Raw genomic sequence first — 26,726 nt, forward strand, 5'->3', positions numbered from 1 at the left:
TCGCCTCAGCCGATGGTGCCGATCGGGACGATCTTGCCGCCCTCGACCTTGTAGCCGTAGACGGCGGGCGCCTGCAGCTCACCGGTGGAGTCCCACTTGTAGTGCTTGCTCAGGCCGTCCGCGTCGTAGTCCTTGACCCACGAGAGCAGGTCGGCGCGGCTGGTCTTGCCCTTGTCGATGCCGGCCAGCAGAACCGTAGCGGCGTCGTATCCCTCGATCGAGTAGGTGCCCGGCTCGGCGCTTGCGAGCTTCTTGTAGGCGGACTCGAAGTCGGTGATGAGCTCACCCGGGATGCAGGGGCAGGTGAAGTACGCGTTGTTGGACGCGTCACCGGCCAGCTTGATGAACTGGTCGTCCTTCACACCGTCCGGGCCGACGAACGTGCCCTTGTAGCCCTTGTTGACCAGCTGCTGGTCGAACGGAGCGCCCTCGGCGTAGTAGCCCGCGTAGTAGACCGCGTCCGGCTTCGCGTTGTTGATCTTGGAGATCACAGCGGAGAAGTCCTTCTGGCCGGTGGTCACCTTGTCGGTGCCGACGAGTGCGTCGCCGAGCGCCTTCGAGGTCTGGGTGCCGAGGCCGATTCCGTAGTCGGAGTCGTCCTGGACCAGGTAGACCTTCTTGGCCTTCAGCTTGTCCGTGAGGAACTTGGCTGCGGCAGGACCCTGGACGGCGTCGTTGCCGAGGCCGCGGAAGAAGGTCTTCCAGCCGTTCTGCGTCAGACCGGGGTTGGTGGCCGACGGCGTGATGTGGACGAGGCCCTGCTGCTCGAAGATGTTGCCAGTGGCCTTCGACTCACCCGAGAACGGGAGGCCGACGACGCCGACGATGTCGGCCTCGTTGACGGCCTGCGTCACGGGCCCCGTCGCCTTGTTCGGGTCACCCTCGGTGTCGAACTTCTTGAACGCGACCTGGCAGCCCTTGTTGGACTCGTTGTGCTGGTCGATGGCCAGCTGGATGCCGTTGTAGATGTTGATACCGAGCTGTGCGTTCGGGCCGGTCTCGGCGCCGACGTAACCGATGGTCAGGCCGGCCGGACACGTGGCCTTCCCGTCACCCGCGGGGAGCACGGCGTTCTTCGGTACATCGACCGAAGTGATCGCCGGGATGTCGACCTTCGACGAGTTCCCGTTGGTGGATCCTCCCGTGGACGGCTGGTTCGCACATCCAGCCAGGAGCAGTGCGACTGACGCTGCAACAGCCGCACCGATGGTGACTTTCTTCCGTAGCATCTTTTGCCTCTCGACGTGAATCCGTCACGAACTCGCTATTTTCACCGGTTCGTGCCACGAATATGTGTGCTGAGAATACATGGCTCGCAACGTTTTGCAACCACGATCGGATCGCAGATTTACACGATCGAAACCAAACGCGCCCTCGGGTTCACACCGTCGCACGCGCATCGGTAGGCTGATCCTCTGCGCGACCGGCTCGAGGAGGTGCCTTCCGATGCGTGTTACGCGACTGCCCATCCCCGACTCGCTCGGTACCCGAGAGTCCGCTGCCTTCGAGGAGCTCATCGGGGTGCTGAACGGCATCGTGGTCGACCTGTGGGGCGACGACGATTTCGTCGAGACGGCCGAGCAGGCGCTCGCCGCGTACCGCGAGCAGGAGTACACCGAGCGCATCGTGTTCGTCGCCATCGAGGAGGACGCGATCGTCGGCCGGGTGGAGGCGATCTTCCCGCTCGAGGAGGACTCCGAGACGGTGTCGCTCCTGGTGGATGTCGTGCCCGGGCTGCGCGGTCGTGGCATCGGTTCCGCACTCCTGTCGAAGGGCGAGGAGCTCGCCGCGGAGGGCGGTCGCCGAGTGATCTCCACCTACACCGAGCACCCGATCCGCACGCTGGAGGGCGCCGACCGATTGGTGCGCGCCTCCGCCGGCAAGGCGGGGCTCCCCGCCACCTCGCGGGAGGTGCGGTTCGCGCTCCGTCATGGCTACACGCTCGGGCAGATCGAACGGTCGAGCGAGCTGCACCTCCCCCTTCCCCCGCAGGTCGAGGCGGGTCTGACGATGACGCTGAACGGGTTCCGGCTGGTGTCGTGGTGGGGGGCCGCCCCGGACGAGCTACTGGAGAAGTTCGCCGCGATGAAGGCGCGGATGGCGACCGACATCCCGCAGAGCGGCATCGCCGTCGACCCGGAGGACTGGGACGGCGAACGCGTCCGCTCCCAGGAGAGGACGCTGGTGGCGCGCGGCGAACCGTTGCTGGTCACGGCGGCCGTGCACGAGGCGACGGGCGAGATCGCGGCCTACACGGAGCTCGCGGTTCCCGCCGACGGGACGAAATCGGAGCAGTACGACACGCTGGTCGCTCGCGCTCACCGGGGTCACCGGCTCGGGACGGCGGTAAAGCTGCGGAACATCCAGGAGCTCGGGCGGCGCGCGCCGCACATCCGCCGCATCCTCACCTGGAACGCCGACGAGAACGACCCGATGCTGGCGATCAACCGCGCGTTCGGGTTCCGTCCGCACGCGCTGACCGGGCACTGGCAGAAGACGCTGGAGTAGGGGCGGCGTGGGCCCTGTTTTCAGGGCTCGCCTGCTCTGCGGGTCCTGTTTTCAGGACTCCTGTTTTCAGGACTTCGGGCAGCAAGGGTGAAGCTATGTCCTGAATACAGGGCATGGCTGGACCCGCGCGCCCAAGAGTCCTGAATACAGGTCGCGGATACGGGCCAAAGTCCTGAGAACAGGACTCAGCGAGAAGGAACGGCGCGCAGCTTTTGGCAGTGCGGGCAGAAATGCGAGCCCCGGTTCATGAACTGTTCGCGCACGATCGGCGTGCCACAGCGCGGGCACGGCTCGCCCTGGCGACCGTAGGCGTTGAGGCTGTGAGAGAAGTAGCCCGATGCTCCGTTGACGTTGACGTACTGCGCGTCGAAGCTGGTTCCGCCCTCGGCCAGCGCCTTCTCCAGTACGTGGCGGACCTCCGCGAGCAGCAACCGCACCTTCGGCCGGCTCAGCGAGTTCGCGGGCTGGGCGTAGTGGATGCGCGCCGCCCACAGCGCCTCGTCGGCGTAGATGTTGCCGATGCCGCTGATCAGGGTCTGGTCGAGCAGGGCGCGCTTGATGCCGGTGTTCTTGCGGGCGAGCGCTGCGGCGAAGGCGGCGTCGTCGAAGGACGGATCGAGCGGGTCGCGCGCGATGTGGCCGACCTGCGTCGGGATGACCGGCTCGTCCGTCCCGAAGCCGCCGTGGGCGCCGTCCGCGGTCGGCACCAGAGCATCTACCGCCATCGAGCCGAAGATGCGCTGGTCGACGAAGTGCACCCACAGTTCGCCATGCTCAGGATGTTCGATGTGCAGCCGGATGCGCAGAAGACCCGCCTCGGCGGTGCCGGGCTCGCGCAGCAGGATCTGGCCGCTCATCCCGAGGTGCGCGACGATGGCTCGCCGAGGCGACCCCTCCAGCGGGATCCACAAGAACTTGCCCCGCCGCACCGGGCCCTGCATGGTCCGCCCGGTCAGGAGCGCCTCGAAGGTGCCGGCGACCGGGTCGTGCCGTTTGAGCGACCGCGGTTCGAACACTTCGACGCCGAGGATGGTCGCACCGGTCACCGCGGGCGCGAGACCCGCGCGGACGACCTCAACCTCGGGGAGCTCGGGCACGTCGTCTCGTCAGTTCCGTCCAGGCGCTGAGCGCCGCGGCCATCTCGGCCTGCTTCTTGCTCGTGCCTTCACCGGAGGCGGTCACCAGGTCGCCCACGGAGACGGTCGCGTGGAAGGTCTTGGAGTGATCCGGGCCCGTGTTGGTCACGGTGTACACCGGAAGGCCTGCGCCGCGGTGGGCGGCGGCCTCCTGAAGGCTCGTCTTCGGGTCCATCGCAGCGCCGAAGCGGCCCGGATCGTCCAGAAGCGGCTCGACCAACCGCAGCACGAGTGCGGTCGCCGCATCGCCGCCCTGGTCGAGGTAGGTCGCGCCGATCAGCGCCTCCACGGTGTCTGCCAGGATGGACGCCTTCTCGCGTCCGCCGCTCTGGTTCTCGCCGCGGCCCAGCCGCAGGTACTCCCCCAGGCCGATGCCGCGGGCGACCTCGGCAAGCGCGACAGAACTGACCAGGCTGGCACGCCGCTTGGCGAGCTCACCCTCGTCGAGGTCCGGGTTCTCCCGGAACAGTTTCACCGTGACAGCCTGCCCCAGGATGGAGTCGCCGAGGAACTCGAGGCGCTCGTTGTTGGGGATGCCGCCGTGCTCGTACGCGTACGAGCGGTGCGTCAGCGCAAGCTCGAGAAGCTCGGGGCCGATGACGACCCCGAGCTTCTCGAGAAGTGCGCTGCGGTCAGGATTCTCTCCGACCACAGTCTTCACACCTGGGTGACGATCAGACGTCGGCGACCTTGCGGCCCTTGTACTCGAGGAAGAGGGCGGTGCCCGCAGAGTCCTCGACGACCTTGGCGCGGTGCGGCAGGCTGTAGGTGACCTTGCCGTTCTCGATCGTCTTGACGAGCGTGGGGACCTCGGCCTTCCACTGCGAACGACGGGCGTGGGTGTTGGCTCGCGACTGCTTCCGCTTCGGAACGGCCATGACTATCTCTCTTCTCTGCTCGGTCGAGGCTCTGCGGAGCCGGTGGGCCCTGCCTCGGTCGAAGTGTTCTCGGATTCGGTGGTGTCGGAAGCCTGGAACGCCGCAAGCGCAGACCAGCGCGGATCAACGATCTGCGCAGGCTCGCGGTCCGGTACATCCGCCAGCCTCTCCCCGGTCTCGGGGTCGAGACCTGGGCAGTCCGGCCGGCACACCGGCTGGAACGGCAGCGACAGCACCACCGCATCCCTGATCAGAGGTTCAAGATCCACGTGGTCGTCGTGAACCTCATGATCGAAAGCTTCCTCAGAAGGATACGCGAAAAGTTCTTGGAAATCGACTTGGAGGGGCTGCTCGATGTCGATCAGGCAGCGGCCGCAGACGCCGGAGGCGGTGGTCTCGGCGTCGGCGGTGACGAGGATTCCCTCGTGCATCGACTCCAGACGGAGGTCGAGATCGATGGTCTCGCCCTCCGGGACGCTGATCAGACCCTCGCCCAGCTTCTCCGTCACGGGCAGGCTGATGCGCTGCTCGCGCATGGTGCCGGGGTGGCGGATGAGGTCGTACACGTTCACGGCGTACGGGGAGTTCTTGGTGGTCACGATCGACCATTTTACGCGGGCGTACGGGCACGGACAGCCGAAGGCCAGCCCGCTGGCAGCAAGGACACAGGAATGAGCATCGCCTTGACGCGCAGCGCGGGCCCGGCCTGCGCCTCCAAAGCCGAGAGGACGACGCCCAGATCGTCCGCCAGGCTGCCCGCCCACCGGCGTGTCGGCGGTCCGTACGCCACACGTTCCAGCTCACCGAGGAGCCGCATGACGGCCTCCTCCGCGGGCGTTCCGGCGACGGCCGCCGCCACGCGTCCCGCGAAGACGCGCGGCGTCTCCGTCGGTGGCGCGCTCCAGCCGAAGTCGCGCACCGTGTCGCGGAGTTCATCCCAGACCAGGGATGCGCCTCCCCACTCGTCGGTCAGCTCGCGCAGCCGCCGTCTGCGGCGCATCCGGCGCCACACCGCCGGCACGAGCAGCACGGCGATCACGAGGATCGCCACGCCGATCCCGGTCGCGAGCGGTTGCGCAGCCGAGGTGAGCGTCGGAGTCGCCGATCCCGCCGGGTTCGCCGGATCGGTCGGAACCAACGCACGCGGCGCGGCGCCCGACGTGGAGGCCGAGGTCGGCGGCGGAGCAGCAGCGTCCGTCTGCGGGCGGGTGTAGTCCGGAACCGTTCCGCGGCCGACCGTCGGCTCGAACTGAACCCAGCCGACGCCCGCGAAGTACAGCTCCGGCCAGGCATGCAGGTCGTCGCTCGTGACCGTGTACTCGCCGGGGTTGGTAGCCGTCCCGCCGCTGGTGGCGCCCGGCAGGTACCCCTCGGCGACACGCGACGGGATGCCGAGCGTCCGCGCCATCAGCGCCATGGCGGAGGCGTAGTGGACGCAGTATCCGCTCTTCACCTCCAGGAACCGCGCGATGACGCGGGTGCCGTCGCCGTCGTAGCCCTGCTTGAGCGGCGTCTGCGTGGAGTACACGAAGCCGTTGTCCCGGAAGTAGTCCTGGAGGGCGACCGCCTTGTCGTACTCGGTGAAGGCGTCCTTGGTGGCCGTGAGCGCGGTCTCCTCGATGACCGAGGGCAGGTTCGGCGGCAGGAACAGGTCGCGCTGCACATCTACGGGGACGAACCCGCCCGCCGCCTTCAGCTGATCGGCGGTGGGCTGGAGGAGGAGGCTCGTGGCGGTGTATCGCTGCCCCTGCGTGGTGGCGTTGATGCCGCCGATCGTGAGGTCGTCGGGATCCCACGACCAGGTACCGTTCAGCCCTTTGACCGACTGCACGGGTGCCGGCGACGGCAGCCAACGACTCGTCATGTTGTCGATGTCCACCGTCGTGGTGATCTTGGTCGTCTTGACGGTGTCGGAGAGGCCGGCCACCGGGCCGATCTTCCCGCCGTCGCTCAAACGTTTCGTGTCGCGCTCGCGGTGCTTCCAGACCGAACCCGTGAACTGGTCGAGCGACGCGAGTTTGAGGTACTGACCGTTGGCAGCCGTGGTCGTATACGTCAGGGCGCGCACAGCGGCTGGTCGCCGGAGGTCCTTGCCGAGGTCGACGAGCGGGGTCACCGTGCCGCCGATCGAGATCCCCCCTGCGGTGAACGACGTGGCACCGCCCTGGTCGAATCCGGGGGCTGTGCCCGCGAGCAGGACGGCGACCGTCACCGCGGAAGCCCCGACGGAGAGCGCTGCGGCCGGGCGCGGCGTCCCCGGACGGCGGGTGCGGATGTCGCTCCGCAGCAACCACAGGTACGCGGCGGCCGACGCCGCCAGGGCGATCGGGTCGAGGCCGTCGCCGAGCAGTGCCGCCGGCACGATGAGCACCGCCGCGATGCCGAGCGCGGTGAAGGCAGGGGTGCGGATGGCGACGGCCAGCGTGTCGAGGATCAGAGCAAGCAGGCAGCCGCCGCCGACCACCAGGAAGAGAAACTCGGGCAGCGGCTCTGCCGGCGTCCCCTGCTGATAGATCGACAGCATGGCCTGCTGGAGGTACTGCCCCCAGCCGGACACCGTGGCCGGGGTGGGGATGAGGCCGAGGAGACCGCTGCCTCTGCCGAAGGCGGCCGTCATGATCGCGGCGGACTCGACCAGCAGGAGCACCGGCACGACGCCGCGCGGCACTCCGAGGCTGCGGAGGCCCGCACCTGTGACGAGCACCAGCGCGGCCGTCGAGACCAGGGCGAACCACCACCCGACGCCCTGGACGAGACCGGAGAGCGCATAGCTCACCGCCAGCACCTGCAGGAGCATCGCCCCGGTGAGACGCCAGTAGCCCACCCGTCGCCGCGAGGCGAGGCGGGGAACCGCGAGGGCGAGCGACTCAGTCGCCACCGGACACCACCCCCGCCCGCTGCCGGCGCAGGGCGCGCTGCCAGCACTCGGCCGGGTTCTCGCCCGCCGCGAATGTCACGGTGAGCCAGCCTGCGTCGGCGAGGAGCTCTGCAACCTCCGCAGGCATGGATGCTGCGACGAACGCCACAGCCGGGTCGCCCATCGAGCGCAGGGCGGCCAGGGCGCCGAGCTCCGTGGGAGCAGCACCGGCGAGCACGGCGAAGACGGGGACGGGACGACCGGCCCGCCGCAGGCCCGCACCCAGCTCGGCGACCGCATCCTCGCGCACATCGGTCGAGCTCTCCACGGCGGCCAGGTCGGCGAGCAGCATCCGGTCTGCGCTGCCCACGTCGTAGGTCGCCGTCATGGCGCCCATGGTGCCCGTGCGCCCGGCGCCGCTGCGGCCCGAGAGCTGCCGGTGCCCGGTCTCAACGACGCTGACCGAGAATCCCTCGTCGAGCAGGTGCACGCCGATCGAGGCGACCAGGTCGACGAGGGTCTCAAACTCCTCGTCGACACCGTCGGTGTGGAGGGGAAGCGGGCGCGTGTCCATCAGCATCCACGCCTCCGGGTTGCTGCGCTGCTCCTCCTGCCGCACCATCAGCTGGTCGTGGCGAGCCGTGGCCCGCCAGTGGACGCGGCGGAGCGGATCGCCCGGGCGGTACTCGCGGGCGATCAGCTCGTCAGCACTCGGGATGCTGTGCCGCAGCAGTTCGTGCTCGGTCCCCTCGCTGTGGGCGACATCCAGTTCGCCGCGCGGGAGCGTGACCACCCGCGGCGTCACCAGCAACTGACGCGGCTGGCCCACGGCGTACTCGGCATACGCGATGCCGAACGGGTCCGTGCGGCTGACGATCAGAGGGCCGACGGGATGCGCGCCGCGCCGCTCGGGCACTACGTCCTGCCGCAAGACCACAGTGTCTCGGCCGAGACTCCCGTCCGCCTGGTGAGCTCCCAGGCGAGGGAACGGCGCTGAGCCCTGCACACCGACGGCGTCGGGAGCCGACTCGCGCCAGCGGGCCGCGGGGCTGGGCCGCGGCGACTGGTTGCGGACCGTCGTGACGATCGTGGCCTGCTCCCCCGTCGCCACCACATCCGGATGGAAGCTGCGGGCGACGCCGAGGCGCGGCCGGTCGACGGTGACCGAGATCATCGCCGCGAGCGGGAGCACCGTGAGGAAGACGCCGACGAACAGGACGTCGGTGCGGCCGAGCAGCGCCGAGCCGACCAGCGCGAGCGCCCCGATGGCGCCGAGCGTCCACCCGCGCGCGGTCGGGCGCGGCCGCTTGAGCGGGGAGGAGACGCGACCGCGGGCGGGCATGCTAACGACCCGTCGCGCGCACCGGGCCGGGAGCGGCGGAGCCGGCGGGAGTGGGGGCGCCGACGCCTGCGGAGCCGACCGGGACCGGTGTCGCGGCCACGATCCGGCGCACGATGTCGGCGATCACGGGCGCACTCTCGTGGTGGTGCCCGAGGGCCCTGCTCGTCGGGAGCAGTCGGTGTCCGAGCACCGGTACGGCCAGCGCATCCACGTCGTCCGGGAGCACGAAGTCACGGCCGGCCAGCGCGGCCATCGCCTTGGCCGCACGGATCAGCTGCAGGGTCGCGCGGGGGCTGGCGCCGAGGCGGAGGTCGCGGTCCTCGCGTGTGGCTCGCACCAGGTCCACGGCGTACTGCTTCACCGGGGTGGACGCGAACACGCTCCGGGCGGTGACCATCATGGCCCTCAGGTCGTCGGAGGTGACGACCGGCCGGATGCGCGAAAGCGGACTGGACGTGTCGCGCGTGGTGAGCATGGCGAGCTCCGAGCCCTCGTCCGGGTACCCCATGGCGATCCGCGCCATGAAGCGGTCGCGTTGCGCCTCGGGCAGGGCGTAGGTGCCCTCCATCTCGATGGGGTTCTGCGTCGCCACCACGATGAACGGCGCGCCCAGTGGATAGGTCGAGCCGTCGACCGTGACCTGGCGCTCCTCCATGCACTCCAGCAGGGCGGACTGCGTCTTGGGGCTGGCGCGGTTGATCTCGTCGCCGATGACGATGTTCGCGAAGATGGCGCCCGGCTTGAACTCGAACCGCCGCTCCGCCTGGTTGTAGACGGAGACTCCGGTCACGTCGCTGGGCAGCAGGTCGGGTGTGAACTGGATGCGGCTGACCGTGCAGTCCACCGACTTCGCCAGCGACTTCGCGAGCATCGTCTTGCCGACGCCGGGCACATCCTCGATCAGCAGGTGGCCCTCCGCCAGGAGCACCACCAGCGCGGTCTGCACCGCTTCGTGCTTCCCGTCGATGACGGACTCGACGTTCTCGGTGATCTGAGCGGCGGCGAGCCGCAGCTCATCCAGACCCATCCGGGGAACCGCCCCGGTCTCCTCTTCTGGCGCGACGGTGGACTCGGTGGGCTGTCTCGTCGCGTAACTGTTCATGGCTCCCCGCGCTAAACGTCTTGGAGGTATTCGTGGACGGCCGGCGGCACGTACGGGCTCACGTCGCCGCCGAGGGCGGACACCTGGCGCACGAGAGAGCTCGACACGTGCGCGTTGGCCGGGTTGGGCAGCAGGAAGACGGTCTCGACGTCGGCGAGGTGGCGGTTGACGATCGCCATCGGCGTCTCGTAGGCCACATCCACCGACGACCGGATGCCCTTCACCAGCACGTGCGCGCCGACGTCGGTGCAGTAGTCGACGAGGAGGCCCATCGACCAGGAGGCGATGACGATGTTGCCGACGATGCCGGCATCCTCGATCGACCGCTCCAGCAGGGCGACCCGCTGGGCGATGGGGAGCAGGGCCGTCTTGTCCGGGTTGTGGACCACCACGACGTGGACCTCGTCCCAGAGACCGGCAGCACGCTCGATCACATCGAGGTGCCCGAGAGTGACCGGGTCGAACGATCCAGGGACAACGGCGATCCTGTTCATAGACCCCCAGACTATCCCGCGGTTCCCGGCATTTCGTTGTGAATCCGTTACCAACGGGTTTCGTCCGTGTGGCGTGGGATGCAGTCGCGGCGGCCGGGCCGCTCGGCTACGACTTGCCGAGGAAGGCGCGCTCGCTCTCATCCAGCCTGCGGGCCAGCGCGGCCTGCAGCGCGGGATGCTGCGAGAGCGAGGGATCGGCGTCCAAAGTCTCCTCCGCCGCCACCCTCGCCTCGGAGATCAGCTCGCCGTCGCTGGCGACCCGCAGCAGCCGGAGCGACGAGCGCCCACCCGACTGGCGGCTGCCGAGCACATCGCCCTCCCGCCGGAGTTCGAGGTCGATGTTCGCGAGTTCGAAGCCGTCCAATGTCGCGGCCACAGCCTCCACCCTCTCCCGCGCGAGGCTCCCCTGCTCGGCCGCCGTGACCAGGAGGCAGAGGCCCGGGATGCCGCCGCGACCGACCCGGCCGCGCAGCTGGTGGAGCTGCGAGACGCCGAAGCGGTCCGCATCCAGCACCACCATGGCCGAGGCGTTCGGGACATTCACGCCGACCTCGATCACGGTCGTGGCGATCAGGAGGTCGATGTCACCGGCGGCGAACGCGCGCATGACCTCGTCCTTCACCTCGGACGACAGGCGGCCGTGCAGCACTCCAATGCGCGCCTCGCGGAAGAGCGGGTCGGCGCGCACCTGGGCGGCGACGGCCTCGACGGTGGCGATCGGCCGGGCGGGGACCCCCTCCGCCCCGGGCTCGACCGGCTCCGGCTCTTCGCCGTCGTCCTCCGCGTCCTTTCCCGAGATCGCGGGGCAGACCACGAACACCTGGCGCCCCTTGCCGATCTCCTCGGAGGCGCGCTCCCAGATCCGCCGCTCCCAGCCGGGGCGGTCGGCCAGCGGCACCACGAAGCTCTCGATGCCCTGCCGACCGGCGGGAAGCTGCGCGATCGTCGACACATCCAGGTCGCCGAACACCGTCATCGCCACCGTGCGCGGGATGGGCGTGGCGGTGAGCACGAGCACGTGCGGCGGCGTCCCGCCCTTCGCCCGGAGCGCCTCGCGCTGCTCGACGCCGAAGCGATGCTGCTCGTCGACGACGACGAGCCCCAGATCGTAGAACGTGACCGCGTCGCCGAGGAGCGCGTGGGTGCCGACCACGATGCGGGCCTGCCCGGAGACGGTCCGGAGCAGCGCGCGTTTCCGTTCGGCGGCGGACAACTGCCCAGTCAGGAGGGTCGGCATCAGCTGAGCAGACAGGTCCGGGCCGAGCATCGCCGCGATCGAGCGCAGGTGCTGGGCTGCGAGCACCTCTGTCGGCGCCAGCAGGGCGGACTGGCCGCCCGAGTCGGCGACGGCGAGCATCGCGCGCAGAGCCACGAGCGTCTTCCCCGAGCCGACCTCGCCCTGCACCAGGCGGTGCATCGCGGCCGTGGCCGCCAGGTCCTGTGCGATCTCCCGGCCGACCACCTCCTGGTCTCCGGTGAGGTCGAACGGGAGGGACGCGTCGAACCGCTCCAGCAGGCCGCCCGGCACGGCTTGTCTGGGGGTGGCCGCCGCCTCCCGGCTCGCCGCCCGCTGCTGCAGGAGCGCCGCCTGCAGCACGAACGCCTCCTGGAAGCGCAGCGAGTCGCGGGCGCGCTGCCACTGCGAATCCTTCTGCGGGCGGTGGATGCCCTCCAGTGCGTCGCTGTACGGCACGAGTCCGCGCTCCGCGGCAACGTTCTCCGGCACAGGATCGGCAACCGGCGCCAGTGCGTCGAGGGCGAGCCCGACGGCCTTCTGAACCTGCCAGCTGGCGACCGTCCCCGTCGCCGGGTAGATCGGGATCGGCGTCTGCGCCCACTCCTTCGCGGCCGCGCTGCCAGGAGCGACCGCGTTTTCCGCGTCCGGCTCGAACAGCTCGTAGTCGGGATGCGCGAGCTGCAGCGCGCCGCGGTAGGCCGAGACCTTCCCGGCGAAGATTCCGCGGACCCCCGGCGTCAGTTCACGCGAACGCCACGCCTGGTTGAAGAACGTGAGCGTGAGGATGCCCTCGCCGTCGGAGATCTTCACCTCCAGGATGCTGCCCCGCCGGGCACGCATCGGACGGTCCTGCACCCGCAGCACCTCGGCGATGATCGTGACGTTCTCATCCAGCGGCAGGTTGGCCAGAGCGGTCAGCTCCCCGCGCTTCGCGAAACGGCGGGGATAGTGGCTGAGCAGGTCGGCGACGGTGCGCATCCCGAACGCCTTCTCGAACGCGGAGGCGGTGCGCCCGCCGAGCACACCCGTCAGGCGGGAGTCCAGGCCGACGGCGCCCGCGTCGGCGGATCCGGAGCCGGCTGGGGCGGAGGCGGAGGTCATGAGTCGATGGTATGTCTCTCCTCCGGCGCTGTGTCGTCCGGTGCTGTGTCGTGCTGTGCTGTGCTGTCGGGCGCTGTGCTGTCGCGCTCGGGCTCCTGCGTTCCGAGAGCCGCGAGAGCCGCCAGCTCCTCGGCGACCGCGGGCTCGTCGGGCCGCTCGGTCGCAAGCCGTCGCTGGAGCTCCAGAGCCTCGGGGAGGCGACCCAGCTCGCGGAGGCAGCGCCCGAGTGCCCACTTCGCCGCGAACTGCTGGTCCAAGGTCCCGTAGCCCTCTGCGTACTCCACCGCGTCCTCGAACGAGACGAGTGCTGCGGCCGCGTCCCCGTCGGAGAGCAGCGCCCAGCCTTTCAGGTCGTGCAGCACCACGCCCCAGCGCAGCGTGCGCGGGTCCTCGGAGCCTGCGAGATCCGCCAGGCCCTCCTCGATCCACTGCTGCGCTCGCGTGCGGTCGGCCTCCGCCAGAACGAGCGCCGACTCCACCGCCAGGGCCAGCTCGTCGTCGCGTCGCGCGGTGCGCAGAGCGGCCTCGAGGATGGGCACGGCCTCCCAGGAGCGTCCGACCGCGTTCCGCAGGCGTCCGCGCTCCAGCAGCACACGCACCTCGAGCACGCCGAACGCGGGCTCCAAAGACTCCAGCAGCGCCTCGGCCTCCTCGAACCGGCCCTGCAATCCCAGCGCGCGGGCGCGCTGAGTCTCCAGCTCGGCCCGGACGAGCTCCGACCGGTCCGGTTCCGCGGCGGCAGCAGCCAGCCGGTCGGCGGAGGCGATCGGGTCACCGGGGAGCCACAGGGCGTCGAGCTCTGCCTGCTCCAGGCGTTCCTCCATCCCCATATCTTGGCGGCACCGGCCCCGCCGACGCTAGGCTCGTGGGGCCATGACCCGAATCGTCTCCGGTTTCGCCGGCTCACTCACCCTCCAGGTGCCCAAGAGCGGGACCCGACCCACCAGCGACCGGGTGCGCGAGGCGATCTTCTCGGCACTGGATGCGCGGGACGCCGTCCGCGATGCCCGGGTGCTCGACCTGTATTCAGGATCCGGTGCGCTGGGGCTCGAAGCGGCCAGCCGCGGCGCAGCCTGCGTGGTCCTGGTGGAGCGGAGCGCGGCCGCGGCGCAGGTATGCCGGCGCAACGCCGCTGCGGTCGCTTCGGCGGCGAAGGCTGCGCGCAGGGTGGTCCCCGACCTGGACGTGCGCGCGTCCTCTGTTCAGAGCTACCTCGCAGGTGCGACCGGGCCGTTCGACGTGGTCTTCATCGACCCGCCCTACCTGACCGGCGACGAAGAACTGGTGGGCGTGCTGACGGCGCTCGTCCCCCTCCTCTCAGAGGATGCCGTGGTCTGTGTCGAACGCAGTGCACGCGACCCCGAGCCGACGCTGCCGGATGCCCTCATCGTCGAGCGGCGAAAGGACTACGGCGAGACTGCGATCTACTGGCTGACGCCGGATGTCCCGCAGCCCTAGCGTGCTGCAGCCCTAGCCGCGGCCGCCGTCCCACTCCAGGTACGGATCCCACCCTCCGCGCTCGTCGAAGAGGCGACCGTCGACCAGCAGGCCGCTGCCGGCGCGCACGACGCCGATGGGACGGAAGCCGCCCGGGAGTGTCGTGCCTGGTGGGAACGCCGCGAGCAGTCCGTGGTCCTCGCCTCCGGTCAGGGCCGTCCGCACGTCCGTGCCCAGGGCCGCCGGGTCGAGGTCGATCGCGACGCCGCTGGCCTCGGCGACCCGCCGCGCATCCAGCGCGAGACCGTCGCTCAGATCGAGCATCGCGGTCGCGCCCGCCTCCGCCGCGAGAGGTCCGTCGGCAATCGGCGGGAGCGGCCTCAGCTGTGCCCGGACGGCTTCTGGATGCGCGGCCGCGACGGCCGCGAACCGCTCCGCATCCGGCTCGCCCGCTGCATCCACGGCCTCGGCGAACAGGAGGGAGAGCCCAATCGCGGCCTCCCCCAGCGCCCCCGAGACGGCGACCACATCACCCGGTCGGGCGCCGCTCCGCAGCACCGGCGCGCGACCCTGGAGGTCGCCGAACGCTGTCACCGCGATGGTCAGGGTGGCCGACACGGAGAGGTCACCGCCCACCACGCCGCACCCGGGGGCCAGGTGCTCGCAGGCCAGCCGGAAGCCGTCGGCCACACCCTCCAGCCAGGCCACCGGGGTCTCGGGTGGCGCCGCGATCGCCACCACGAGCGCGGTCGGCACAGCGCCCATCGCCGCGACGTCGGAGAGGTTCGTGGCGGCCGCCTTCCAGCCCAGATCCTCCGCTCTCGACCAGGCGAGGCGGAAATCGGGGCCGTGCACCATCATGTCGGTCGTCACCACGAAGCGGCCGTCCGGCGCCGCGAGCACGGCGGCGTCATCGCCCGGGCCGACGAGCGTCGCTGCGGACTCCGGAAGCCGCGGGAAGATGCGCCGCAGCGCCTCCCGCTCAGAGGCCTCCCCGATCGTGATGCCCGCCGCGTCGCTCCCAGAGATTCCCATGATCTGAAACGGTAGCCTGAAACCGATGAAGTCCCGTCGCCGCGCCCTCCCCGCCGTCCTGCTCACAGGCGCCGCCCTGCTCCTCGCCGGATGCGCGCCGATCGTCTCGCTCGACCCTGCGGCGAACAGCAACGCGCCCGGCTGCGCCGAGATCAGCGTGCGCCTGCCCGACGCGGTCGCCGACAAGGCCAAGCGTGAGACGGATGCGCAGGCGACCGGCGCCTGGGGCGACCCGGCCGCGGTGATCCTGCGCTGCGGCGTCCCTCCCATCGGCGCCACCACGAAGCCGTGCGTGAATGTGAACGGCGTGGACTGGGTGCTCATGACCGATCCGGCCGCGAAGACGATCGTCTACCAGACGTTCGGACGGACGCCCGCGACCGAGGTCATCATCGATCACGTCTCGGGTGTGTCCGACTCGTCCGTGCTCCCGGAGTTCGCGAGTGCGGTGTCGACCGTGAAGCAGACGCAGAAGTGCCTCTCGACGCTCGACACCGACCCGACGGCGACCCCGTCGGCGACGCCGTCGCGCTAGGCATAGCGCGCCCGCGCGCGCTCAGGCGGCGGCGCGGGCCAGCGCGACCTGGATGAGCTCGTCGATCAGTTCCGGATAGCTGAGTCCCGACTCCTGCCAGCAGCGCGGGAACATCGAGATGGGCGTGAAGCCCGGCATCGTGTTGATCTCATTGATCACGAAACCGTCGTCGGTGAGGAAGAAGTCGACCCGGGCCAGCCCCTCCGCGCCGATGGCGTCGAAGCCGCGGACAGCCAGGTCGCGCATGTCGGCGAGTTGCCCGTCCATGAGGTCGGCAGGGCAGACCAAGTCGATGCCGGGGGCATCCAGGTACTTCGCCGCGAAGTCGTAGAAGTCGCGTCCGCTGATGACGATCTCGCCGGCGACCGACGCCCGCGCGGGCTCCCCCGGGCGACCGCCGAGAACGGCGATCTCGACCTCGCGGCCGGTCACCATCGACTCGATGAGGACGCGGTCGTCCTCGGCCAGGGCCGTCTCCATCGCTGCGTCGAGCTCGGACCAGTCCTTCACCTTGGTGACGCCGACACTCGATCCTGCCCGGGCCGGCTTCACGAAGGCCGGCAGCCCGAGCGCTCGAACCGACTCACGGATCTTGTCCGGCTGCGTGCGCCACTCGAACGCCGACACAGTGCGCCACGGCGCGACGGGGATGCCCGCCTGCTCCAGGACCGTCTTCGTGAAGTGCTTGTCCATCCCGAGCGCGCTCGCCAGCACGCCGCTGCCGACGTATGGCAGTCCGACGAGCTCCAGCAGACCCTGAAGGGTGCCGTCCTCGCCCCACGGGCCGTGCAGGATCGGGAAGACGATGTCGACCTCGCCGAGGGAGGTTCGAACCCCCTCACGGTCGACAACGGTCAGCTCGCGCGTCGCGACGCTGTCCGGCCACAGGACGCGCGACCCGTTGTCCTCGACCTCGGGAAGGTGCTCCGCGTTCAGCGCGAATCGCGCAGCGTCATCCGGCTGCAGCGTGAACGCGCCCTCGTGGGTGATCCCGATCGGGATGACGTCGTAGCGCTCACGGTCGATCGCCTCAAGAACGCCCGCCGCCGTCGCGCAGCTGATCGAATGCTCGCTTGACCGGCCCCCAAAGAGAAGCGCGACTGCGACCTTGTCCGTCATCCAGTGTCCTTTCGCCTTGCGGCTCGTCCGAATCCGTCGTGAGATGCGGTGCGATGTCTTTCGGATCGAGCGTACCGGCGAGCACCTGGCTCACCTGACGGACGATCGGCATCTCCACCCCGCGCGCCTCGGCGAGGCTCAGGATGGGCGCGACGGAGGCGAGACCCTCCGCCGTCTGGTTCATCTGCTTCACGACGTCGTGGAACCCGTATCCCTGGCCGAGCAGACGGCCGGCGGTGTTGTTGCGACTCAACGACGACTCGCACGTGGCGATCAGATCGCCGAGCCCTGCGAGCCCCGACAGCGTCTCGGGCTTCGCGCCGTACGCCACCGCGAAATCCGTCATCTCCACGAGGCCCCGGGTGATGATCGACGCCTTCGTGTTCTCGCCGTAGCCGACGCCGTCGACGATGCCGATCGCCACGGCGATCAGGTTCTTGAGAACGCCGCCGAACTCGGTGCCGATGACGTCGGTGTTGACGAAGCTGCGGAAGTACCGGTTCGTCGCCGAAATAGCGACGGCCTGCGCCGTCTCCAGGCTCTCGGACGAGACGACGGCAGCCGTCGGCTGCTCGCGGGCGATCTCCAGCGCCAGGTTCGGACCCGAGGCGACGGCGATTCGCTCGGGCTCCACGGGGAGCCCCTGCGCGATCACCTCGCTCATCCGGAGGCCCGTGCCCTTCTCGACGCCCTTCATCAGGCTGACCACGACGGTCTCGGGGCCGAGGAACGGGATCATCGCCTCCAGGTTCGACCGGAGCATCTGGCTCGGGATCGACACGAACACCTGCTCGGCGCCGCCCATCGCCTCCCCCAGCCGGGATGTCGCCCGAAGGTTGCGCGGGAGGTTGATGCCCTCCAGGTAGTCGCTGTTGCGCTTCACCTCGTTGATCTCGCGCGCGAGCTCCGGGCGCCGCGCCCAGAGCACCACATCCGAGCCGCCGTCGGCGAGGATCTTGGCGAACGTCGTCCCCCAACTGCCGGCGCCGAGCACGGCGATGCGGCGGGGCTGAGCGACGGGAGCCTTCACTGCCTTAGCCATCGAAGCGCCCGGTGTCCTTCTGGTTGTGCTGCGACGGATCCCACCGCTCGGCGGGAGCCTTCTCGCCTCGCAGGTCTTCCAGGAGCGCGCTGATCGCATCCATGATCACCGCGGTCGCCTCGGTGAGGGTCGCATTGTCGAGCGGACGGCCGCGGAACGCGGACAGGTCGACCGGATCGCCGATCTTCACGTCGACGGTCTTCCGTGGGAACCAGCTGATCTTCTTCGCGTAGCGCGCCATGACCTGCTGGGTTCCCCAGTGCGCCATCGGGATGACGGGGAGGTCGTTCTCGAGCGCCATCCGCGCAGCCCCGGTCTTGCCGCGCATGGGCCACATGTCCGGGTCGCGGGTGAGGGAACCCTCCGGGTAGATGACGACGATCCGGCCCTCTTCGACGATGCTCCGTGCCGCCTCCAGCGGCGCCGACCCCCGGGCGCTGCCGCCGCGGGACACCGGCACCTGGCCGGAGCGGCGCAGGAACCAGCCCACAACGGGGACCTTGAACAGGCTCTCCTTCGCCAGGAACCGCGGGAGCCGTCCCAGCTTCCACGCGACCATGCCCACCATCACCGGGTCGATCTCGCTGTAGTGGTTGGGCGTCAGCACGAACGCGCCGGTGCGCGGAAGCTTGTCGCCATCCACAATCCGGAATCGGGCGAGCAGACTGCCGATCGGGACGACAAGGCCGGCAAGCACCCAGAAAACCGACGGGCGGCCCTTCTCGGAGCGTTGTCTCTTCACGGGCGAAGCGGTTTCTGGCACCGTCCTATTATCCGTGACACGCATGGCGCTCGGCGCATGCGCCCCGCGGACCTGTGGATGAATCCGGTCGCTCAGCCTTCGAGGACGAAATCAGCACCGAGCAGCTGGAGCTTCGTGATGAAGTTCTCGTAGCCGCGGCTGATGATGCCCACGTTGCTGACGGTCGAACGCCCCTCAGCGGTCAGAGCCGCGATGAGGTGGCTGAAGCCGCCGCGGAGATCCGGGACCTCGATGTCGGCGCCCTTCAGCTCCACCGGGCCCATGATGACGGCCGAGTGGTTGAAGTTGCGCTGACCGAAGCGGCACGGGTGACCGCCGAGGCACTCCTTGTGGACCTGGATCTTCGCGCCCATGTCGACCAGGGCATCCACGAAGCCGAAGCGCTGCTCGTACACCGTCTCGTGCACGATCGACACGCCGGACGCCTTCGTGAGCGCCACGACCAGCGGCTGCTGCCAGTCGGTCATGAAGCCAGGGTGGACATCCGTCTCGATGACCACCGGCTTGAGCTCGCCGCCCGGGTGGTAGAAGCGGATGCCGTCGTCGTGGATCTCGAAGGCGCCGCCGACCTTGCGGAAGACGTTGAGGAAGGTCAGCATCTCGGGCTGGCGAGCGCCGCCGACGAAGATGTCGCCACCGGTCGCGAGCGCGGCGGCAGCCCAGCTGGCCGCCTCGTTCCGGTCGAACAGGGCGGTGTGGCTGTAGCCGGAGAGCGAGTCGACGCCCTCGATGCGGATCACGCGGTCGGTGTCGACCGAAATGATGGCGCCCATCTTCTGCAGGACGTTGATGAGATCCATGATCTCGGGCTCGATCGCCGCGCCCTTGAGCTCGGTGATACCGTCGGCGCGCACCGCGGTCAGGAGCACCTGCTCCGTCGCACCGACACTCGGGTACGGCAGCTCGAGCTTCGCTCCGTGCAGCCCGTTCGGGGCCGTCATCCGGATGCCACTCGGCAGCTTGTCCACCACGGCGCCGAACTTGCGCAGCACCTCCAGGTGGTAGTCGATCGGGCGGTCGCCGATGCGGCAGCCGCCGAGGTCGGGGATGAACGCCTCACCCAGCCGGTGCAGCAGCGGGCCGCAGAACAGGATCGGGATGCGGCTGGAGCCCGCGTGCGCGTCGATGTCGGCCATGTGCGCCGACTCCACCGCACTGGGGTCGAGCAGGAGCTCGCCCTCCTCGGCGCCGTCCGTCACCTTGACGCCGTGCACCTCCAGCAGCCCGCGCACTACGCGGACGTCGGAGATGTCGGGCACGTTCCGCAGCACGCTCGGGCTCTCGCCGAGGATCGCCGCGACCATGGCCTTCGTGACGAAGTTCTTGGCGCCGCGCACCTCGATGCGCCCCTCGAGGGGACGGCCACCGTTGATGGTGATGCGGTCGCCCTTGAGGCCCACGCGTGCTCCTGCTGCCTGTGCGTCCTGAAGAAGAGATGTCAAAGTTTCACCGGGAGGGTCGTGGGCCGCCAACTGGCACGGCCCGATTCGTATTCGGAGATTCGCGCCTCGTCGCGCAGGGTCAGAGCGATGTCATCCAGCCCTTCGAGCAAACGCCAGCGAGTGTAGTCGTCGATCTCGAAAGAGACCTGGACCTCACCGACGGTCGCAGTCTTGGCAACCAGATCGACCGTCGCCGCTATTCCCGGCTGCGCCTCGATGGCGTTCCACAGGCGCTCGGCGTCCTCCTCGGAGATGATGCCCGTGAGCAGGCCCTGCTTGCCCGCGTTGCCCCGGAAGATGTCCGCGAACCGGGGGCTCAGAACGACGCGGAAGCCGAAGTCGCGAAGGGCCCAGACGGCATGTTCGCGTGACGAACCCGTGCCGAAATCGGAGCCGGCGACGAGCACCGTGGCGCCCTGGTACTCCGGACGGTTGAGGATGAAGTCCGGGTCCTGTCGCCAGGCGTGGAAGAGGGCATCCTCGAAGCCGGTCTTGGTGACGCGCTTGAGGAACACCGCCGGGATGATCTGGTCGGTGTCGACGTCGGAGCGTCGGAAGGGGACGGCCGTTCCTGTGACGGTCTCGAACTTCTCCATCAGGCGCCCACCTTCTCCCCGATGCGGGTATCCGTGCCGCTACCGTTCGGCGTGTCGCCGCCTTCGCTCTCCAAGTCCCAGGGACTCGAGAGTGTGCCGCGGATCGCCGTCGCCGCCGCAACGAGCGGCGAGACGAGGTGAGTACGGCCGCCCTTGCCCTGGCGACCCTCGAAGTTGCGGTTCGACGTGGAGGCGCAGCGCTCCCCCGGCGCCAGCTGGTCCGGGTTCATTCCGAGGCACATAGAGCAGCCGGCGAAACGCCACTCGGCGCCGAACTCCTCGACGATCTTGTCGATGCCCTCCGCCTCAGCCTCGATGCGCACGCGCGCGGATCCGGGGACGACCATGACGCGCACTCCGTCGGCCTTCTTGTGGCCCTTGATGATGGAGGCGAACGCGCGGAGGTCCTCGATGCGGCTGTTGGTGCACGAGCCCATGAAGACCGCATCCACCGGGATGCTCTTCATCGGCGTGCCGGGCTCGAGGTCCATGTACTCCAGCGCGCGCTCGGCGGCGGCGCGGGCGTTCGGGTCGGCGATCGCCGCCGGGTCGGGCACGGCCTCGCTGAGCGACACGCCCTGCCCCGGATTCGTGCCCCAGGTGACGAACGGCTCGATCTCGGCGGCGTCGAGGTACACCTCGGCGTCGAAGACGGCGGCGTCGTCGGTCTGCAGGGTGCTCCAGTAGGCGACCGCCTCATCCCAGTCGGCGCCCTCCGGCGCGTGCGGGCGGCCCTTCAGGTAGGCGTACGTCGTCTCGTCGGGCGCGACCATCCCGGCCCGGGCCCCTGCCTCGATCGACATGTTGCAGATCGTCATCCGGCCCTCCATGGAGAGCGAGCGGATGGCGCTGCCGCGGTACTCCAGGACGTAGCCCTGGCCGCCGCCGGTGCCGATCTTGGCGATGACGGCGAGGATGATGTCCTTCGCGGTCACGCCGGGGCGCAGTTCGCCCTCGACCGTGATCGCCATGGTCTTGAACGGCTTCAGCGGGAGGGTCTGCGTGGCGAGCACGTGCTCGACCTCGCTGGTGCCGATCCCGAACGCCATGGCGCCGAACGCGCCGTGCGTGGAGGTGTGCGAGTCGCCGCAGACGACGGTGATGCCGGGCATCGTGAGGCCCAGCTGCGGACCGACGACGTGCACGATCCCCTGCTCGACGTCGCCCAGCGAGTGCAGGCGGATGCCGAACTCCTCGGCGTTGCGACGCAGCGTCTCGATCTGGGTACGGCTCGTGAGGTCTGCGATGGGCTTGTCGATGCCGATCGTCGGCGTGTTGTGGTCTTCCGTGGCGATCGTGAGATCGGGCCGACGAACAGGGCGGCCCGCCATCCGGAGGCCGTCGAAGGCCTGCGGGCTGGTGACCTCGTGCACCAGGTGCAGGTCGATGTAGATGAGGTCGGGCGAACCCTCCTCGCCCTTGGCGACCAGATGGTCGTTCCAGACCTTCTCGGCCAAAGTCAGTGGACCGGTGGGGGTGCTCATGCTCTTACGGACTCCTTAGCGTGTAACGGATCAGCCGTCGACGGACTCCGCGGCGAGGGTGGCCTGATGCTAGGACTCGCCGCGGCGGCTAAGGAGAAAAAGACCCGCGTACACGAAAGAAAGGGTATCACCCGGGGGCGCGGTGGCCGGGTCAGGAGCGCTGCACGCGGACGGCCAGGTCGCCGAGCAATAGGTCGGCGCCGTCGGGGACGGGTGTGGGCGCGCCGGGCTCCGCTCGAGTGCCGCCCACGAGGACGCCGTTCGTCGAATGGAGGTCCGTGACGGTGAGCGCGTCGCCGTCCGGGCTGAGCAGCGCGTGAGTCTTGGAGACGGTGGAGGTGGGGTCGTCGAGGGCGATCAGCTCGGGGTCTGAGGTGTGCGTGGTGGATTCCGGGTGCGCTGCCCGGGACGGATTGCGGCCGAGCAGGACGTCCCGTGTGATCGGCACGCTGCGTCCGGCGGGCAGGATGAGTCTCCACAAGGGGCGGACGGGCGCGGCCGGCGCGGCGGGCGTCGGAGGCGTGAACGCCGGGAGCGGGCGCACGGCAGCGACGGCTTCCCCCTGGACCGGCGAGCCGGCGGCCGGCTTCGACGGAATGAGCCCGGGCGGCGGAACGATGAACCCGCTGTCGTCCATGCCGCCCACTATACGGATCTCCTGAATTCAGGACTCCGTTCTCCTGTTTTCAGGAGATCAGCGCATCCCCGTGCAGCTACGTCCTGAAAACAGGACATAGCTGCACGTCAACGCCGCATCCTCCTGAAAACAGGAGCGCAGGGTCCTGAATACAGGATGCGGACGCGCGCAGGCGTGGAAGTCCTGAAAACAGGATGCGGAACGCGCGCAGGCGCGGAAGTCCTGAAAACAGGTCCGGGCGGAAGCGACGTTTCGTGGGCTGGTTGGGCGGCGTGGGCGTCAGGCGCGGCGCGCGCGGCGGTAGCGGAAGGCGGCGAGGCGCGCGCGCACGGGACCGGCGGCCGCCGTCGCCCGGGCGAGGGCGTCGGTGGTGGCCGTCCAGGCGTGGTGCACGCGGTCCTCGGCGACGACGGTTCCGTCGAAGACGGCTGCGTCGACGTGGCGCGCCAGGTCGCGGAGTCCGCCGTCCGGCACCGGGAGGTCCTGCACTGCGGACTGCTCCTCTAGCGCGGCGGCCGCCTGCAGGCGGGTGGCGCGCTCGGGCAGGGTGAGCCCGAGTTCGGCGTAGCCGTCGGCGAGCTCGTCCCACGCGCCGGCGGCGCGGCGGTCGGGTGGGCCCGTCGTCTCGCGACGACGTCGGCGTCGCCGTTTCAGGGCCGCGATCAAGAGGAACGGGATGAAGTAGGCCAGCAGCGGGATTCCGATCACCCCGAGCAACACCCAGGCCCAGACCGGCAGCTGGAAGGCCTTCGCCTTGTCCTTCGGGTCGTTGTCCTTGGTCTTGACCGGCGTCAGGAGGTCTTCCGCCCGCGGGTCGGCGGGCGGAGGCTGACGGACCTGCGGCTGCGGCTCCAGCTTCGGCTTCGTGGTCTGGTTCTTGGGCGCATCCGTCTTGGTGGGGGTCGGGAAGAACGGCACCCAGCCGACGCCGTCGAAGGCGACCTCGTCCCAGGCGGTGACATCGTCTCCCGTCACCGTGGTCGTGCTGCCGGTCACCTTCGGAGCGAATCCCATGACGACGCGGGTCGGGTAGCCGAGGCGGCGCGCCATGAGGGCGAACGCGCTGGCGTACTGCTCCTGGTCGCCGACCATGGGCGCTTTCGAGAGCAGGTCGGTCATGCGATCGGCGCCCTGGCCTGCACGGGACGGGACGGGGTCGGAGGCGCGGCCGTGGCTCAGGTACCCGAGCGACTTCAGCGAACGCTCGATGTTCCGCAGCTTCTGGATGGCGGTGTCGGCCGAGCCCGCGTACTCCTCCGCCTTCGCGGAGACCACGTCGGGCACGTTGGTGACCGTCGGAAGGGTGAGTTTCGCGGGCGCTACCTTGGCGAGTGCACGGTCGTTGGGCACCTTCTGTGCCGTTGCTCCGACGGTGTAGTTCAGACCGTCCCGGACTCCGCTGGTGACGGCGGCCGTACCGGTCGCGGTGTTGACGCGGACCGTGGACGTCGGGTCCTGACCCGTGTGCGCATCGAACATCAACCGGTTCGTGTAGCCGAGGGTGGGCAGCCACACGTCGGAGTAGCCGAGCACATCGATCGACGCGGTCGTGCTGGCGCCCGCCGTGAACAGCGGAGGACGAGGGATGGTGCTGCCGAGCAATTCGAAGGCACCGGAGGCGTCGGTGTCGCTGCCGGGGGACGCCACCGACCAGACGATGCCGTCGTAGCTGTCCATGGTGGCGAGCCGCACGACCTGACCCTGCTTCAAACCGGTGACCGTGAACAGCTTGGTCTTCTGCAGGTCTTTCGTGTACTTCCGGAAGCCCGCGAGGGGGCTCGGGTAGTCGAGGGGATCGAACGGCGGGGTGATCTCGTCGCGCACGACGAACCGGGACGACGGCGGTGGTGCCAGGACCGCGCCGGCCAGCGCACCGACCAGGACGGCCCCCAGCACGACCGCCGCACCGCCCAACACGCAGCTGCGCCGGACGGTGGAGTCGGTCTCGACGCGATCGCGGGCGAAGCGGGCACGCCGCCACGAGAGCCACACCAGGGCGACCGCCGCGAACAGCACGCCGCGGACGCCCGCGAAGAACGGGTCGCGGGTGCCGAGCAGGATGGATGCGAGCAACAGCAGCGCCGGTCCCGCAAGGAGCACCGCGGCGCGACCGGCGGAGGCCCGGCGCAGCCGTGGGAGCCAGCGCACCGCCAGGGTCACCGAGACCAGCGAGACGAGCCAGCCGGCCACGTACGGCACGACCGCGACGTACGGCGGAGCCTCCAGCGGCGCTCGCAGCGTCACCGCGTCGGACCAGCCGAAGACGGCCCCGAAGACCAGCCCGGAGAGACTGTCGAGCGTCGGCAGTACGCCGTAGAGCGCCTGGCCGGGAAGCGCGAGCGGTGTCCCGAAGAGGAAGTAGGCGGCCAGCGCAAGGACCGTGGTGAGCGGCCACGACAGCCGGAGCAGTCGCCCGAGGACGGCGACTCCCCCGCCGACGACGATGCCGCCGATCGCGGCCTGCGCGAAGGCGTAGTGGCCGAAGGCGGGCTCGAACCCCGCCACTGCCACCAGACTCAGTACGGTCAGCACGGCCACGTCGATCCACGTCGTGGTGGACAGCCGGTCGAACATCGGCTGCGCGGCGGAGGATGAGGCCGCGGAACGCGTGGCGCCGGTGGCCGCGCTCATCGGCCGGCTCGTTTCAGGAGGGCCGGCAGTTCCGGCAGGGTCGACACGGTGAGAAGCAGGGAACGCCCGAGCCGGGTGAGCCGCGGCTCCGCCGCTTCGTCCACCCGGATGATGATCGTCTCGGTGTCGCCCGCCCACAGCGCGGCCGCACCTCGCAGCTCCGCCGCCTCCAGCTGGGATCCGACGATCGTGACGGCGAGACTCGGCGTCGCAAGGCGCAGCGTCGCCTGCCGCAGGAACTCGCGCAGGGTCGCCTGCGCCCCATCCACGGGCTGGATGCGACACGAGTCGTCGAGCAGCGCCGTCGGCGTCTCCACGCGCATCCCGCCGCCCTGCCACAGCGCCCGGAGCTCCGTCTCCTCGCGGATCACCTGGCACCCGATCGACGCCAGCACCGACACACCGAGCTCGAACTCGTCGTCGGAGGCGAAATGCGACCTCTCGGCGTCGAAGGCGAGCACGAGCTGCGAACGGCGGGTCTCCTGGTACTGGCGCACCATCAGTTGCCCGGTGCGGGCGGACGTGCGCCAGTGGACGTTACGGATGTCGTCGCCGGGCTCGTAGGTGCGCAGTGCGTGGAAGGCCAGGTCGCTGTCGGTGATGACCTTGGTCGTCTGGCCTTCGAGGTCACGCACGAGCCCGCGGGCCGTCGCCGCGAGACGCACGGTGCGGGGATGCACGAACAGCTCGATCTGGTCGGTCCATTGATTGGTGCGGCGCAGGAGCCCCAGCTGGTCGCCGCGCACGGAAAGGGCGGGGCCTGCGAGGATGAGTGCCCGCCGCGCGGTCGGGACCGCGAACAGCTCCTCCGTCTCGGCGCCCGGCGCGAGCCTCGGGATGGTGAAGTCGGCTTGGCCCTCGCCGACGGGCAGCTCCATCCGGGTCGGCAGCACCGCTCTGCTTCCGCTGTTGGCGACGGTGAGGCGGCCGAGCGCACGCGCGCCCGCCACCACCCGTCGGGGATTGAGTTCGATGTCGACCCGATAGGTCGACCGGCCGAAGACGAAGGCCGACGCGACGACGAGCGCGGCCAGCAGGGTCGCCGCGATGAAGACGAACTCGGCCCAGCCGAGCCACACCGCGAGTACCACGGACACCAGGGCGGAGCCGAGGACGATCCAGCCGAGCGTGCTGACGACGCCCACCACGGGACGGACGCGACTGCCGACCGAGCGCGCGAGCGGCGCAACACGACCCCAGACAGCGCCGGACGCCCGCGACACAGCGCCCGCGACGAGTTCCCTCGCGATGCGCGCCTGATCGACGGCGGACGCTCGGCGGCGCCGGCCGCGAGCGGGGCTGTCGGTGGTCATGGGTCGGAGTCCTATCCGGTCGTGAGAGTGGTCGGTC

General features: G+C 69.8%; 24 protein-coding genes. 3 read left to right on the forward strand and 21 right to left on the reverse strand.

Annotated features, from left to right (window positions below; genetic code table 11):
- Nucleotides 1-5 precede the first annotated feature (5 nt).
- The gene (locus AB4Z18_RS10000) at nt 6-1,229 is read right to left on the reverse strand and encodes a branched-chain amino acid ABC transporter substrate-binding protein (RefSeq protein ID WP_441782528.1); all 1,224 of its coding nucleotides are present in this window, start codon (nt 1,227-1,229) and stop codon (nt 6-8) included.
- A gap of 217 nt (nt 1,230-1,446) precedes the next feature.
- Between AB4Z18_RS10000 and AB4Z18_RS10005 the strand changes: the two genes are divergently transcribed.
- Nucleotides 1,447-2,508, forward strand: a complete 1,062-nt coding sequence (locus AB4Z18_RS10005) for a GNAT family N-acetyltransferase (protein ID WP_441782529.1) — start codon at nt 1,447-1,449, stop codon at nt 2,506-2,508.
- A 185-nt stretch (nt 2,509-2,693) separates the two neighbouring features.
- Here AB4Z18_RS10005 and mutM read toward each other — a convergent pair whose 3' ends face one another.
- The 10 genes from mutM to AB4Z18_RS10055 all read right to left on the reverse strand — a co-directional run bounded on the left by mutM (nt 2,694) and on the right by AB4Z18_RS10055 (nt 13,479).
- On the reverse strand, nt 2,694-3,605 hold the full coding sequence (gene mutM, locus AB4Z18_RS10010; RefSeq protein ID WP_441782530.1) for a bifunctional DNA-formamidopyrimidine glycosylase/DNA-(apurinic or apyrimidinic site) lyase: 912 nt from the start codon (nt 3,603-3,605) through the stop codon (nt 2,694-2,696).
- Nucleotides 3,583-4,296: a ribonuclease III gene (gene rnc, locus AB4Z18_RS10015; protein ID WP_441783006.1), complete on the reverse strand. Its 714-nt coding sequence runs from the start codon at nt 4,294-4,296 to the stop codon at nt 3,583-3,585. Before rnc ends, mutM begins: the two co-directional genes overlap by 23 nt.
- Before the next feature lie 22 nt (nt 4,297-4,318).
- Entirely contained in the window at nt 4,319-4,522 is a 204-nt protein-coding gene (gene rpmF, locus AB4Z18_RS10020; RefSeq protein WP_018190667.1) for a 50S ribosomal protein L32, read from the reverse strand.
- A 2-nt stretch (nt 4,523-4,524) separates the two neighbouring features.
- Nucleotides 4,525-5,121, reverse strand: a complete 597-nt coding sequence (locus AB4Z18_RS10025) for a YceD family protein (RefSeq protein ID WP_441782531.1) — start codon at nt 5,119-5,121, stop codon at nt 4,525-4,527.
- Between the two features lie 11 nt (nt 5,122-5,132).
- Complete coding sequence (locus tag AB4Z18_RS10030) at nt 5,133-7,400, reverse strand: transglutaminase family protein (RefSeq protein ID WP_441782532.1); 2,268 nt, start codon at nt 7,398-7,400, stop codon at nt 5,133-5,135.
- On the reverse strand, nt 7,390-8,721 hold the full coding sequence (locus tag AB4Z18_RS10035; RefSeq protein WP_441782533.1) for a DUF58 domain-containing protein: 1,332 nt from the start codon (nt 8,719-8,721) through the stop codon (nt 7,390-7,392). The genes AB4Z18_RS10030 and AB4Z18_RS10035 overlap by 11 nt, the downstream gene beginning before the upstream one ends.
- A 1-nt stretch (nt 8,722) precedes the next feature.
- A complete protein-coding gene (locus AB4Z18_RS10040; RefSeq protein WP_441782534.1) occupies nt 8,723-9,823 on the reverse strand; it encodes an AAA family ATPase in 1,101 nt (366 codons plus the stop codon).
- An 11-nt stretch (nt 9,824-9,834) separates the two neighbouring features.
- Nucleotides 9,835-10,317, reverse strand: a complete 483-nt coding sequence (coaD, locus tag AB4Z18_RS10045) for a pantetheine-phosphate adenylyltransferase (protein ID WP_441782535.1) — start codon at nt 10,315-10,317, stop codon at nt 9,835-9,837.
- Between the two features lie 106 nt (nt 10,318-10,423).
- A complete protein-coding gene (locus AB4Z18_RS10050) occupies nt 10,424-12,655 on the reverse strand; it encodes an ATP-dependent DNA helicase RecG (protein ID WP_441782536.1) in 2,232 nt (743 codons plus the stop codon).
- A complete protein-coding gene (locus AB4Z18_RS10055) occupies nt 12,652-13,479 on the reverse strand; it encodes a hypothetical protein (RefSeq protein ID WP_441782537.1) in 828 nt (275 codons plus the stop codon). Before AB4Z18_RS10055 ends, AB4Z18_RS10050 begins: the two co-directional genes overlap by 4 nt.
- Nucleotides 13,480-13,528: 49 nt before the next feature.
- Between AB4Z18_RS10055 and rsmD the strand changes: the two genes are divergently transcribed.
- Entirely contained in the window at nt 13,529-14,113 is a 585-nt protein-coding gene (rsmD, locus tag AB4Z18_RS10060; RefSeq protein WP_441782538.1) for a 16S rRNA (guanine(966)-N(2))-methyltransferase RsmD, read from the forward strand.
- 12 nt (nt 14,114-14,125) lie between these two features.
- Here rsmD and thiL read toward each other — a convergent pair whose 3' ends face one another.
- Nucleotides 14,126-15,127, reverse strand: coding sequence for a thiamine-phosphate kinase (thiL, locus tag AB4Z18_RS10065; protein ID WP_441782539.1), 1,002 nt, complete (start codon nt 15,125-15,127; stop codon nt 14,126-14,128).
- Between the two features lie 25 nt (nt 15,128-15,152).
- On the opposite strand from thiL, the gene AB4Z18_RS10070 reads away from it, so the two are divergent.
- Entirely contained in the window at nt 15,153-15,662 is a 510-nt protein-coding gene (locus AB4Z18_RS10070; RefSeq protein WP_441782540.1) for a DUF3515 family protein, read from the forward strand.
- Between the two features lie 21 nt (nt 15,663-15,683).
- Here AB4Z18_RS10070 and AB4Z18_RS10075 read toward each other — a convergent pair whose 3' ends face one another.
- From AB4Z18_RS10075 to AB4Z18_RS10115, 9 genes are all read right to left on the reverse strand, one after another.
- Nucleotides 15,684-16,781, reverse strand: coding sequence for a D-alanine--D-alanine ligase family protein (locus AB4Z18_RS10075; protein WP_441782541.1), 1,098 nt, complete (start codon nt 16,779-16,781; stop codon nt 15,684-15,686).
- On the reverse strand, nt 16,693-17,823 hold the full coding sequence (locus AB4Z18_RS10080; protein ID WP_441782542.1) for an NAD(P)H-dependent glycerol-3-phosphate dehydrogenase: 1,131 nt from the start codon (nt 17,821-17,823) through the stop codon (nt 16,693-16,695). Before AB4Z18_RS10080 ends, AB4Z18_RS10075 begins: the two co-directional genes overlap by 89 nt.
- On the reverse strand, nt 17,816-18,610 hold the full coding sequence (locus AB4Z18_RS10085) for a lysophospholipid acyltransferase family protein (protein WP_441782543.1): 795 nt from the start codon (nt 18,608-18,610) through the stop codon (nt 17,816-17,818). Before AB4Z18_RS10085 ends, AB4Z18_RS10080 begins: the two co-directional genes overlap by 8 nt.
- Before the next feature lie 47 nt (nt 18,611-18,657).
- Nucleotides 18,658-19,986 (reverse strand): UDP-N-acetylglucosamine 1-carboxyvinyltransferase, encoded by a 1,329-nt coding sequence (gene murA / locus AB4Z18_RS10090; RefSeq protein ID WP_441782544.1) that lies wholly within the window; start codon nt 19,984-19,986, stop codon nt 18,658-18,660.
- A gap of 38 nt (nt 19,987-20,024) precedes the next feature.
- Nucleotides 20,025-20,624 (reverse strand): 3-isopropylmalate dehydratase small subunit, encoded by a 600-nt coding sequence (gene leuD, locus AB4Z18_RS10095; protein ID WP_441782545.1) that lies wholly within the window; start codon nt 20,622-20,624, stop codon nt 20,025-20,027.
- Nucleotides 20,624-22,108 carry a 3-isopropylmalate dehydratase large subunit gene (gene leuC / locus AB4Z18_RS10100; RefSeq protein WP_441782546.1) on the reverse strand — a complete coding sequence of 495 codons (1,485 nt, stop codon included), beginning with the start codon at nt 22,106-22,108 and terminating at the stop codon, nt 20,624-20,626. The genes leuD and leuC overlap by 1 nt, the downstream gene beginning before the upstream one ends.
- A gap of 151 nt (nt 22,109-22,259) precedes the next feature.
- On the reverse strand, nt 22,260-22,745 hold the full coding sequence (locus AB4Z18_RS10105; protein WP_441782547.1) for an FHA domain-containing protein: 486 nt from the start codon (nt 22,743-22,745) through the stop codon (nt 22,260-22,262).
- 279 nt (nt 22,746-23,024) lie between these two features.
- On the reverse strand, nt 23,025-25,376 hold the full coding sequence (locus AB4Z18_RS10110; RefSeq protein ID WP_441782548.1) for a transglutaminase-like domain-containing protein: 2,352 nt from the start codon (nt 25,374-25,376) through the stop codon (nt 23,025-23,027).
- Nucleotides 25,373-26,689: a DUF58 domain-containing protein gene (locus AB4Z18_RS10115; RefSeq protein ID WP_441782549.1), complete on the reverse strand. Its 1,317-nt coding sequence runs from the start codon at nt 26,687-26,689 to the stop codon at nt 25,373-25,375. Before AB4Z18_RS10115 ends, AB4Z18_RS10110 begins: the two co-directional genes overlap by 4 nt.
- Nucleotides 26,690-26,726: the final 37 nt, after the last annotated feature.

Origin of the sequence: Leifsonia sp. 2TAF2 (assembly GCF_052115085.1) — a bacterium.
In the GTDB taxonomy this organism is placed as follows: Bacteria; Actinomycetota; Actinomycetes; order Actinomycetales; family Microbacteriaceae; genus Leifsonia.